This window comes from Paraburkholderia sp. RL17-337-BIB-A (assembly GCF_046025895.1).
In the GTDB taxonomy this organism is placed as follows: domain Bacteria; phylum Pseudomonadota; class Gammaproteobacteria; order Burkholderiales; family Burkholderiaceae; genus Paraburkholderia; species Paraburkholderia fungorum_C.
Map to the genome: position 1 here is coordinate 2,108,943 of NZ_JARESY010000002.1, position 12,512 is coordinate 2,121,454.

General features: G+C 55.0%; 10 protein-coding genes. All 10 read right to left on the reverse strand.

The features are described 5' to 3' along the window. Positions 1 to 192: 192 nt before the first annotated feature. The 10 genes from P0D84_RS30195 to P0D84_RS30240 all read right to left on the reverse strand — a co-directional run bounded on the left by P0D84_RS30195 (position 193) and on the right by P0D84_RS30240 (position 12,122). Positions 193 to 1,356, reverse strand: coding sequence for a DUF3800 domain-containing protein (locus P0D84_RS30195; RefSeq protein WP_408342690.1), 1,164 nt, complete (start codon positions 1,354 to 1,356; stop codon positions 193 to 195). Positions 1,357 to 1,451: 95 nt separating this feature from the next. Further along, positions 1,452 to 1,934, reverse strand: coding sequence for a hypothetical protein (locus P0D84_RS30200; protein WP_408342692.1), 483 nt, complete (start codon positions 1,932 to 1,934; stop codon positions 1,452 to 1,454). Positions 1,935 to 2,271: 337 nt separating this feature from the next. Then, positions 2,272 to 2,526: a BPSL0761 family protein gene (locus P0D84_RS30205; RefSeq protein ID WP_408342694.1), complete on the reverse strand. Its 255-nt coding sequence runs from the start codon at positions 2,524 to 2,526 to the stop codon at positions 2,272 to 2,274. Between the two features lie 371 nt (positions 2,527 to 2,897). Beyond that, a complete protein-coding gene (locus P0D84_RS30210; protein WP_408342696.1) occupies positions 2,898 to 3,512 on the reverse strand; it encodes a hypothetical protein in 615 nt (204 codons plus the stop codon). Continuing rightward, positions 3,513 to 4,391: a hypothetical protein gene (locus P0D84_RS30215; protein WP_408342698.1), complete on the reverse strand. Its 879-nt coding sequence runs from the start codon at positions 4,389 to 4,391 to the stop codon at positions 3,513 to 3,515. A 22-nt stretch (positions 4,392 to 4,413) separates the two neighbouring features. Further along, positions 4,414 to 5,196: a metallophosphoesterase gene (locus tag P0D84_RS30220; RefSeq protein WP_408342700.1), complete on the reverse strand. Its 783-nt coding sequence runs from the start codon at positions 5,194 to 5,196 to the stop codon at positions 4,414 to 4,416. Positions 5,197 to 6,596: 1,400 nt separating this feature from the next. After that, entirely contained in the window at positions 6,597 to 7,946 is a 1,350-nt protein-coding gene (locus tag P0D84_RS30225; protein ID WP_408342702.1) for a TniQ family protein, read from the reverse strand. A gap of 10 nt (positions 7,947 to 7,956) precedes the next feature. Further along, a complete protein-coding gene (locus tag P0D84_RS30230; protein WP_408342704.1) occupies positions 7,957 to 8,991 on the reverse strand; it encodes a hypothetical protein in 1,035 nt (344 codons plus the stop codon). 163 nt (positions 8,992 to 9,154) lie between these two features. Beyond that, the gene (locus P0D84_RS30235; protein WP_408342706.1) at positions 9,155 to 11,203 is read right to left on the reverse strand and encodes a hypothetical protein; all 2,049 of its coding nucleotides are present in this window, start codon (positions 11,201 to 11,203) and stop codon (positions 9,155 to 9,157) included. A gap of 211 nt (positions 11,204 to 11,414) precedes the next feature. After that, entirely contained in the window at positions 11,415 to 12,122 is a 708-nt protein-coding gene (locus P0D84_RS30240) for a hypothetical protein (protein ID WP_408342708.1), read from the reverse strand. Positions 12,123 to 12,512 lie beyond the last annotated feature (390 nt).

Below are 12,512 nucleotides of genomic sequence, written 5' to 3' on the forward strand. Positions count from 1 at the left end.
CGTCCGGCCAGAGGTACAGCAGGATGTAGACGCAAAAAACAGGGGGCGATGACCGTCGCCGAAACGACCAGTCTTCAGGTCGACTGCAACGTTTATGCAATGGGAATCCACCATTTAATCCCCTCGATTCGGTCCGCCTGAAAAGTTGGGCGCAGGCGGTCCCGCACCGTCCGGAGCAACTCGTGCGATTCGCTAGCCCATGTATTCGTCCGGGAACATGAATATCCCGTGCTTTCTATGAGAACTCGCGGGCATGACATAGTGCAGGAAGTGTTGGCACTCTTGGTCGCTTTTGTCTATGACACCCCCCATCAAGCCTAATGCTTCCATCTGAAATGGGTTGAATGAATCACGCATCGCAACGAGCGTGTCGACAGAGTTGCGCTCGATAAACTCGAAGTATTTTGCAAAAAGCCCCGCCACGACGTCTGATATCTGGGTGAGTGGGCTGTTCAGCGAGTTCACAAACCGGTGACTGAATTCAATGCCTGGGTCAGCCTCATGAAGCAATGCCAGGTCATCGTCTACGGAGAACTCATCGTCAAACACGTGGGTAGAGTTTGCGAACAACTGCCCTCGATGTTGATAGAATACCGAGAGACCATCGATCAGCGCGCCGGCTTCATCGTTGACTGTCATCCCCATATCGTCGATGTCGCAGCAGGCGGTTAGCAATTCGCTGAACGCGAGGATGGGCTCTAACTGATCGTCTGCCGGCCCGGCGCTCGACCGGAGCACCCCAATTCTGCTCCGTGACAGTTCGAGCAATGCTCGAATAAATTCCCTTTCCTGACCCTCGATCGCCGGATAGTTAAATCGGCGCATCGTCGCCAGAAATCGTGCCTTGTCGCTCGCGAGCAGGCGATAAAGCGCATCTTTCTGAAGGTTGATAAAGGCCAACGCTTGTCCGTCAGGAACTCTCAGCCGGTCACTCTGAACGCAGTGGTAAATGCAATCGTCGACGATATCCAGAAACGCCCAATACTCCATGTTCAAGCTGAAATAGTGAACAAACAGATCGCCTTCAAGGATCCATTTTAGAATCTGCTTGATCCGCGCTGATTTCAGTACGAGGTCGAAACAACCCGAAGCAACCTGCTCGAACTTCAACTCTTTCGCTGTTTTTTGCAGCCGCAGGCTGGCAATCAGTTCCTGAGGATCCGCAGTGCAGGATTCCCCGTGATGCGCGAGACCTCCGAGCATGAAGTTGGTCGCAGCAACCTGCTTTCGACCTGGGTCGTTGTCGACGTTGTAGCTATCGTGACCGCTGTTGATGTAGAACTTTCTGTGATTGTTGGACTCGTCGTAGTACAGCGTGTAGGAACGCTGAGATGAGTCAAAGATTGATCGAAACAAAATGCCCCCTTGTTCTTGACAGGCTTACACTTCAACCGCAAGACAGCCGCTCACCTGATCAAACTAATCGGCAAGTCACCGGCACACCGAAGCATTCACCAGGCTATCTCTGCTTTTTTGCCGACTGTGATGCCTTTTCTTCGGCCGCGCATACCCAAAGCAATATCGACTGGCTCGAGATCAATGCGCGGTTGACCTGCCACCAGCAGGCTTGCGAACGCGCGATTTCCCTCCCGCGTCAAATCAAGGCGCGCTATTGGTTCGCCAGCATTGTCGTCAGCCGGATTCATCTGTTCGACGCATACAGTCATCGAAGAACCCACTTGCGCAAACGGTGTCAGCGGATATCTGCTGCTGCGACGGTTATTCAAATCTACGACCATTGCAAGCAAGCATCGCTGTGCCTTGTCGCTCTGGATTGGTCTGCTTGCTTCTTTAGTGATCTTGCCACTGATTTCAGCGACGAGCGGAAGGCTGGAGCCGTGCTCCAGACACTCGCCATCGTAGGCCTTGACCCGCCATATGAGCGGTCCGACTTTCCTACTCTTTCGCGTCATCGCCTGGCCCCCCTGCTTCACCTCCGACACTCCGGCCCTTCAGCCGCGTCGCTGAGGCAAGCGCATCAATAGAACGCGTAGTAGCAGATCGCTCGAATCTGGAAACGCGAGCCAACCGGTACAGAGGCTGTCTGAATAGTCGGACATGCCGTACGAGGTCAACATCAGTTTGTGCCGCCAGTTCGCCAGCAGCACGCAAACAGGTTCTCATCCGCGTGACGTCGTCGGCGACGTGGCTGTCGCTCAAGGAATGCTCTAACCATCGCTCTTTCTCAGGCAAAGCAGGGCATTCAAATCGTTCAGCCGGTGGACTCGTCGCTCTTGCAAGCGTGGGACAGTCAGTTCATGTCCCACACATCTAGTCATGCCACTTCGCGTCAGGGTCACCCCAAATGCCCGAAGCCATCGCCGCCGAAAGACGCAGATGCACAAGGTCTGGATAATGTCGGAGCAGCGTACGCGCCCTCTCCCGCAACACATCTAAATTTACGTCGTGTGGTGCGGTCGCCAACTCCGTCAAGAGGTCACGTGCTCTCAGCACCGCTCGAGTACGTTCATCCGGAACCGTCATCGTAATCCTTTTCAAATTACTTCTAGCGTGTCGATGTTCCATGCCTACACTGCCCGGCTCCTAGATGATTTGTGCCCTCGTCGAAGCCGGGACCTGCGAAAGAGCATTGATACCTGTCACTAAACGTAATATCGGCTCAACTTTGCAGGTCAAACGACATATAGGTGTGTTCGCCAGGGCATCGCGTTGAGTTAAGAAAAAAATGACATTGAACATTACGGGATTGTCAGCGTTGGGCATGTCGTCGTCTGACGCCTCGTCGCGAGCGCTGCGACACTCGAAGCGAGCAGCGCAATGCACTCTTGAATCGATGGCCTAACTCCTGATCTGACATCGCCTGGAGCGCTGAGAAAACTGGTTCGTCGACAACGATTTGTCGAACGGATCGCAAGAGTCGACGTTTCTCGCCGAAACTAAAAACTGGAATAACTTTCGGCATCGTGCTGATTTTTCTGCGGCTCAACTTCAATTCGCCCTCCGATCATGCAATGCCTCCGCGCATCGTCTTCGCATGTTAGCGACGTGGCCTCGGAAAGCTCTTTTGAACGTCCGGCGTTCCTTGCACAAGCCGGATTCCTTGGTAGTGCAAGCAAGCGGACAAACACCGACCACGCCGTGTCTCCGTCCAGCACAGAAATGGTCGACAGGAGCCTCTCAGGAGCCCCTTCCACCAAGATTCCCGCATGAGCAGCACGACCGTCGCAAATGAGGTCAAGCCGTGCGACCTGACTCCACGGATCTCCGCGTTCGCAGTCGGTTTCGTTGCGCGTTTCAATCGCGATCGTCATGAAGGGTCTTAGTGCAGTAACCGGATTGAGGTCGCTCATGGGCGAAGACTCAATCTGCACCGCGATGACGCGATGAACATGCCACACGATGCGCTCGTTGAAGCTGTCACCTGTCGACAAGTCGGGACCGAGCGCAGCCGTACCAAGGACCTCCGACACTTCGGGCGCTGGCGAGCCAGGACCGAGCACACTTCCCTGATACGCGCGTGCACGCCATATCACTAATTGATTGCGATTCATTCAATAATCCATGCGGGAAATCAAGCCAACGTCACCCCAATCTGGCAGCATCCGGAGCACTGCATCCCAGACTCCTCGTCGTCTGCGTAGTGATACGGGTCCGTAATTCAGGTCAGGATGATCCGCGATTACCATTCGTCCGCTTAAGCTTCCGTCATGGACGGTAAGATTAAGTCGGGCTACCTGCTCGCCGGTTTCATCGTTCACGCGAGACAAATTCTCGAGGATCACGGTCATGCAGGGCTGAATATGCGAAATCTCGTCGATCAACTGGGCTCGCTTCAATCTTTCCGTCAACAGAACTCGCATTGCGACCAGAAACTGCAATTTATTATTAGCGGGAACTGGGCGAAAAAACACAATTGAACCATTTCCATTAATAGTTGAAATCGGCTCGGAAGTATTCACCTTGTCACCATAGCGCCGCGTGTAGACGCTCGCTCGATATCGCACTGCATCTACTCGAAACCCGTCGTTCGATTGAGCGGGCTGGGCAGTCAGGTCCCAGTACGACAGAAGTTCGCCCTCGCTGTCCCCGTGGTCATTTCGCTTGCATTTTGGCAGCCACATGCGCCAGTCGGGCACCAACTCTGGTGTAACGTCTCTCCAGTTTTTTACCTTCCACGCTCTCGCTGCATGGCCCCACACATATTCCCCGTCGCTGTCGCGGCCGGCTCGCCCGACCAGCGTGTAGGTGCTTCCGCTTTCTGTTGTGCCCGTGCGCGAGTCTGGGTCGAAATTCACTATCGGGGTGCTGACGCGGCCCTCGTTATTCACGAGGTTAAAGCCAACGAAGTGCCTCGCACCCGTGTCGGTCTCTCTTATCGACCAACGCTCGAGCACTACATCGTCGCGGTATGTATAAACCCCAATCGTCATCGCGTGACCTCAAAGAGTGTGATTAAATCTCGACGGTCAAAGTCGGATCGAAATCTGCGTTCTTGTACGGAACGGCCGGATAGCTTCGGTTTCGCCCGGGGCGTCCTCGCGGATTGCATATGACACGACATCTGCCGAGTTGATAGTCCACGGACCAATGAACGTGTCCATGGATCCACAGATCGGCTCTCTGCACCAGGAGCTCGAGGTTGGATGCGTATGCAGGTGCAAGTTTGTGTTCCCTGTGACGGGGCTCGATGGACCGGCCGCTTGGGCAATGATGGGTGACCACAACGGTTTTGCCGGCAAATGGTGCATCCAGTCGCTCCCGTATCCAGAGCAAAGTCTCTTGCTGGTGCGCAATCGCGTCTTCGGGATGAAAAGGCCGATTATCCCCCGTTCGAATCAGCCGATAGTCGGCGACGGCGCGCCTGGCATATTCAAGCGAATCGTTGAATCGAAGCGGAAAAAGCGCGTAGTCGCTCCACATACACGCGCCCAAAAACCTGGTACCACATATGAAGGCCTCATCGTTCTGCAAGAACCTGATGGACGTTCCGTACGAACGCTCTTCCAGCTCGTCGATGAGTGCCGGATAACTGTGGTGCATCGGTTCATGATTGCCATGGACGTACACGACGGGAATTGGACAGTCCCGATAGAGGTCGATAGCGGCTGTGCCCTCATGAACGTCCCCGGCGAGTACCAAGACATCCGCGCCGCGTGCTGGAGGCAAAGGGTCTGCCAACGCAGAGGAAGTGGCTGCGAGCTCGTGATGGAGGTCCGAAGCGACTTGCAATTGCACGGTTACTCTCCTGACAACTCAAAAGATTTGGTCACATGACATGGCGACCAATCCGGCGCGTGCCACCAAACGCGTTCAAGCCACACCCGACACTGAATGAAACGGCGACCGATTTCCCGCCGAGTCGGCGGCACAGAATCGCGACTGTGAAACGTCAGGCGCAGGGCATCGAACGTATTTGTGGCAATGCATCGGCAATCTGGTCGAGGCTTACTGCTTGATTCGTTGCATCAAGAGCTCCCAAACATCGACGCTCTGCTCGCAAGAATGCCTTACGAATGCAAAAACACTTACGCGCATTGACGGGAAGCACTGCGCCTGCGACATCCCGTCGCGCCCAAGGGCATAGACAAGTATTGTACACTATTTCCAGTGTATTTTAATCAAGTGATCACTTTTCCCTGCAACGATCCTGACTCGGTACTGCTTCGTCCTACGGAATCGATAGACTGCTCGGACGCACTGAAGGCATTACCGAGCCTTTCATGGCGCTCCGTGGCGAAACGACTCGACGAAGAAAATCTATAGTGCTGCTGATGGTTTTTAAGGTGGCCCGGTTTGCCGACGCGTGTCAACCGCGAAGAGATCAAGTGGCGCTGCTTTAACGATCAGTTCGTTCAGAGCAACTGCCATTTTTGTCTCGCTCAGATCAGGCAGATGTTGGCTGTAAGGTTCAAGGCGCGCCCACGCGTCTTGAGCCGAGCGTTCAACACGCCCACGGATATCATGCAGTGGCGCCATCAGGCGTCCGGATTGCCTCGGGCACGCAGTAATTTTGTGATCGGCGGCAATTGTCCGTCTCGCTCGAACGCGCAAAGAAACCTTGCAAGTTCTTCAGCTTCCGTCAAGCCGGCAAATCCTCAGTGAAGTTCGGATTCGGTTTCGCCTGCCGTGGGCGAACCGAGAAGCCAAGGTATGCATTTTGCCGCACCGCCCAGAGAGACCCTGCACAAATATCTGCCCCTCAATTTCCGGAACGGACGACCAGTGAGCCACGACGCGGCTCGATAGGCGGGAGTCTCTCCTTGCCAAGCTGGGGAGAGATCGGCGAAGGATACGCGAGAACATACGCCCCATGCCCGGTCAGTTTCAGGGCGCTCCTGGTTTGCAAAGGAGGATGGTTCTTGGCGCGGTGGGCAACCCTTTTGCCGCAGCAGGTTTTTCGCACCCCGCACATCATCCGGTATGGCGTCTCACACGCTGAGACGAACACGAGCGAGAAGCGGGTTTATGTCGCCCTCACTTCGAACGCGGACGTTCACAATGGGAATCATCGACGCAAGCTCCCCGGCATTGACTCAAAGAAATTTGTTCCTTCGAAGGAGCTACACCGCTCAAACGTCCGTCCCCCGGGTTCGTCCAACTGACTTCCTCATGCGGGGGCGATGAAAATCGCAGGTTCACTTCAAGTGACGCATCGACGGCCACACGGTGTCCAGATTGAGGTTATGGATGGAAGGAAACATGACGAGCCCTTGGGAACGCTCGTCACCGGCGGGCGACGGATACCCTGGCTGATAGACCAGGGGCACTAGCGAGGGAATAGTTGGCCGCAGACCATCCAGATGGAACGCTTCACCGGACGCTTGCTGACGCTTGGTAATTTCGAGCATTACAGCAAACACGCCGAGCAGGATTGCCCGCGCCGGCAATCGTTGAACGTGTGCGCCGATGTGGCGCGCGCGAAGTCTTCCCGACCAGGTTGCGCGTCTCGTGTTGATCCACTCGAAAGGCGTACTGCTCGCATCTTCAAAAAGCAGTCTAAACCATGCTAACGCAAGCTGGTTGGCTTCTCGGTTTGTGCCATCTATAAATCCCTTTTCCCGAAGTGCAAGCATGTCGCCTGCACATCGGGCGCCAGCGCCATCGGGGAATGCCCAGGCGCACAAACGCGAAAGCATGCTAGCGTACAAAGCTTGGCCAACCGACGAATAGGGCAACCGCCCTCGTGAACTGTCCGTATCCCTCCACCGCGAGCTCGTAAGCCTGATATTCCACTGCAACAACGTAATCTGGCCTTGTGCGTGGGCGTCGGCAAACTGCTGAGGCATCGGTGCAAGCTCAGTTGTTGCGCGCCGGAGGAAATCCCTGGCATCGCACCAGACATACCACGTCACCAAAGTGTTCTGAACAACAAGTTGCTCAACGATATCCAGTCCGCTATTGGAGTCGCACCACCATGCTCGTAACGAACCGAACGCCTCGTCGATTTGCTTGGCCCGGCTGCGCAGGATGTCATGCGCGCTCCATGAAAACGCGCGGCCCCCGAGCGGTCGACCGCAGGCCTCGCATGCGTAAAACGCCGACGCCTTTCCTGGCAGGTCCGAATAGCCGCCAGCAAGCTGACCACAGCACTGGCATTTGTCCGCAATCGGAGTCGTATGCAATGGGCAGGTTTGCACGGATTCCAGCTGAAACCAGAAAGAATGAAAACCGCTCTCAAGACAAGTCGGGCAAAAACGCACCCGTGAAGCAAACAACCAGGGTACAAGTACGGGCCTTGACGTGAGCACAGTTTTCTCATCCCCTGGGAGCTGCCAACCCGTCTCGTGCGTAATTAAATCCTCCCGAAAACCGAAGCCTCGCGCAAAAGTGTCGGTGCTTGCATTCATCCAGAAGCCAAGCTGCTCGCGCAGCGCCCGCCGATCGATGCCATTGAGGCTGGAAAACCGCCCTATCAACGACGGCGTAGATTCGTGGGGCAATGGTCCACAATCCAGCCCGACCCATTTACTTTTGTACTCTGCCATCCTGCCCATCTCATGCCTCACCTGTTGTCGTAAATTGACCCTCGCAAGGCTCAGGCATGGAGCCATTTCTGACACCATCAAGGGCTTTGTCCTCAACCAAGTCGAAGAAGCCAGAATCGTGCAACGCTGTGGCCCAAAACGCCCTCTTCATTTCCTCGTTAATTATTCCGCCATCGTTTTCGGCAGCGCTATCCAGATAAAGCCGGACGCTATCAAAAAAGGCACCCTGCGGAATCCCCGTTGAAAAAATTCTGTTCACGTTTTCCTGGCTACCCAGGCAACCAACGAAGTTGCCAACCTCGTTCGCCAACAAAAATCCGCGTGCAGTTTGCTGAGGAAGGAAAAAAGATGTCCAGGTCTCACCAGTGTCGTCGCTTGTTGTTGTATCGATGAGCGCGAGAATTGCTTTCAAATCGGCCCTGGAAGCGATTGGAGTGAACGGCAGCTCAATCCCCGCGAGTTGCTTTCTCACGCTGGTTTCAATTCCACCGCTACTCATGTTGTCAATCCATGTCCGCATGCCGAGACTATGGCCAGCCGCTAGTACAGTCAATGAAATGCCATTTCTCGCCAGTTCGTGGCGAAGGTCGTCAACGGCTAGCACATCTTCTGGGACACTGTCCTGCACGTTATCTGCGAGGAGGATAATCAGAGGTTTGGGGCTGACTCGTCCCGCTGAAACGAAACGCTGCGACGCCCTAATCCGAAGATCTTCTGTCTTGCCAGTAAGTAACGTGCAATTGCCTGACTGCAGAAAACTCAAATATGCGTGCCGAAGCGGATCTGCGCGCTTGCCCCGGCTGAAACTGTGATAGGCCGTCACAACTCCTGGTATCGCCCGCTCAACCATGCTCTGCAATGCAAAGAGCGTGCGCGTAATTCCGTCCCTGTGTGCGCCGACGAAATACCGGCCTGACAAGCCAGTCCTCAGGGCCCTCATCGCCTGAGGAAACATACGAACCACCGCAGGTGTCGCTAATGGTTCTTTGGTGCTCTCACACAATGGATGGGCTGACCAGTCGCCACGCCAGGCCGGCTGTTGCACTTCGGCCGTTGCCGGCGAAGCAACACTGCGAAGGTCTGACGCATTCCGATTTGAAGGTCTTTCAAAGCTAGGCGTCGACTCCCGGTCTGTGTCTGAACTGCTGTGGCGACTCTCGGCTGCCGCTGTGCCCATATCAAGCCCCCATTCTCAATGCGTTGTCACTTCAGAATCCTCGTCCGCGATTGCGAACGTCGCGCTTGAGCCCAATCGGGACGGCGATAGCTGGCGTCTCGGGCATTTGAACCGGCGCCGGAGGGCGGACAATGAATGACTTAGCAGGCTGCCCGGCCGGGACGACAACCTCGTCGGTCGCGGGAATGCTGTCATCCGCTGGCATCTGCTCAATTTTTTGGTAGAGATGGGCCAGACTCAGCCCTTCGCGCCCGCCTCCATGATTCTCGGTCGATCGCATTGCCTTGACACGTTCCTCGACGTAAATACGCGTATTCCCCGGCCGCGCAAGGGCATGCCGCTGTCGACGCACAAAACTGTTGACTCGCTTGCGCAAATAGACAGGTAGTGGAAACCGACGGGCGTCCTTATCCGGGACGAGACGACCCAGATACTCGTGATCGTCTTTAGTGATAGCGCACGCGATATTTGCATTTTTGCGGTGCATGAACACGATTACGCGTTTGCCCAGGAGGTCAAATCTCCTTGAAAGAGTCGGTGACGTATAAATTGTGTTATCTATTTTGATAAATGGCCTGGTACCGCGCTTTAACGCTTTAAGCTTGCCGCCGCACTTGCTGCCGCAGATACTTGCCTCCACGGTATGAGCCATGTGAGTCCAGCTATCCCCATTTGCATCTGGCAATGGTTGTGAGAATACGCCGCTAGTCTTGTCCTTTAGCAACGCACGAATCATATCGACTGGAGTCTGACCGGCGGTCTTTTTGCTCGGCTGGCGAGTGTTGTACTCCTCCATAAAGTCCCCGTAAGTTTCAACGAGGTCATCAATCCTGATGTGCATGCGCTGCGCCATTTCGACTGGCTTATCTCTCATCGGATCCAAGGGGCTCGAGCCATATGAGCTGGGGAGCTGCTGACCGGTCTTACGCGTAAAGATGCCGAAGAAATTTTCCACCAAAGCACGCGTCCACCATTGGGCTATTGGCCCTAACTGGATGGCACAGCCGATTACGTCCATGATGTTCGAGATGGTGTCATTCGCGATATTGCTTGACCCGCTGTCCATCCTGAGAAGACTAAAGCCATTCGCCCACAATTGCTCGATTTTGGCTCCGATTACAACGTCTCCTCGTGGCGTGAGGGACATACGCGCTGAGCCCGGGAGCTTTGGATACAGACAACTTTCAACCACCTCCAGGACGGAATCGGCCGACGGCGTGGCCTCAAGGACAATGGCATAGCCAAAGACGACAGCAGGGTATTCGCTGACCATCGCGCCGAGATGAAATCTTTCAACCGGGACGCAAATTTCGGCACCATGCGGATCAGTGAACACGATGACGCAGGCGCAATCCACCTTGTGGAAATCTATTTCGCGGGCGCTGAGCGGGCGCAGGTTCTCAACAAGGCTTGGCTCACCGGTCCCCTTCCTCAGATTCTTGTAGGCCTGTCTGCCAAAGCGCGCGAGAATGTACTGCTCAGGAAACTCGTTGAGTAGGTCATGCGCCCAGCGCCTGATAACTTCGTAGCCTCCGTCCGTGCTGCATAAGGGCCATTGCGTATCCTTCAACCCCCGCTTGCGGGCCATTTCGCGCATAGTGGCGGCGAGGGACATAAATGTGATGCGCTTCTCAAACGGCCCTTTCCCGCGCTTGAGGTACAGGCGAATGAGCTCCTCCTCAATCTCAGGGAACTGGTCAAAAAAGACGAGCAACATCCCACACGGGTTGCCTTTCTTGTAGTTGCCGTTCTCGTCCGGCTTTTTCGAGAATCCCGTAAACGGCGTTCGCCGGGTGTAGGGCTTGGCACGAGCGCCAGGTACGCAGGCATGGAATCCTCGAATACCCCTCGTTTTTGGATCGGTATCGAGACAGTTCTTTATGAGGTGTCGAACTCTGCGATCCCCAACACCCGTCTCAGCGACAATCTTTGAGTACGGCTCGTTTGCGCAGTACATCTCGACGGCGGCCTTCTGCTGAAGAAATCTCATTCGCTTTGCCATCGGAACCGCAATGTCTTCCGGGCACGGCCATTGGCTTGTGTCTCTCAGCCTGAGTGGAACGCACTTGCCTGTTGACATGATTGGTCTCCTTGCTTCTGATGACTCGTTGGTCGGCGGGCGTCGAATGCCGAGGCAAACTCAAGTCGTATGTGGCCGCGATTCAGTGTAAATTTGCCGGCCTTCAATGCGAGGCCGTGTGCCACTGACTGATAGCGTTCATCGCGATATGCGGCTCGCGTTGTCTGCCGGATGCCAGGCATTCATCGATCTGTCTGTCAGACAGGCAACGTCAGGCGGTTACCCCAACTGATGTTGTCAGCGGTGTAAGAAGATGGATTGGCTCCAGATTGAGATCGGCCGTGACACGTCCTGTATGGATGGCCCGGCCAACTGACGCCAGCATTTTTGCGACATCAATGCCCCGCTTGCCCAGTAAGTCATCGAGACTGGTACATCCTTCGTCACTCAAAACGTCGTCGAGAATCCGCCGCTCGATTCGACAGGTAAAGCGATCCATTGGAACACGCTGTATGAGCGAATTGAGAAAAAGGCAGTTTTCGAAACGCACGGCAGCAGCGAGGCCATCAAGTCTCGTAAAGATGCGATGCTTCGCGCCGCTCATCGCGGCGTCAAGTTCACGGCACTTGGTTGCCGCTCGAGCCTCGCTCGATTTTGGTTGTTCCTGGATACACGTCTCCCACACACATGCGCCGTCGCGATACCTACTGATAACCGGCGCCGATGCATCGTACGCGGGATTATCGGCCGTCACCTCGCGATCTCCCTGCCCCATCCAGAATGTCTCAACCGCAGGATCCCATTCCTTGAGGACGAGGGAGACAAGCAGAAGCTGGCCGTAGATGACGAAGCGCTTAGGCACCTTTTCGAAGTCAATAAAGGTGACTGTGTTTATTCCGCGATCCTTCGAGGTAGCCGCCGCGTGACTGTTGACCCGCCGCGCAGGCCGCAGGTGCAGAAAATTCTCAACCGCACCCATTTTGGATGCCTCCTTCCCAAGATGGCCCGTCCGGCAGATTCACGCACCCCGCGACCGGCCCTCAGATGCTGCAGATGAAATGCAAGTAGCGCGAGGCCCCAAAAGGACGTGAACGCGCCCGCCTAGCAACCCGCAAGTCCAAGGCGTAAAATTACAACGGGCAGTGCAAAGGTCTCAAAAATGAGACTTTTAGTTCGAGGAGAGTTAAGTAGCCGTATGTGAGTAAGACTAGATCGAGAGTAGTTCACAACCAGGGAGGTTTCAACTCGATTTTCGGCGAATGGGCGAAAAGGAAGGACTTACCATGATAGAGGGCAAAATTTGCAAAATTTTTGCGCTGCTCGGCAACTATAACGAGAAGTTGTTTAATTCTGCGTGCATTGCGGAACG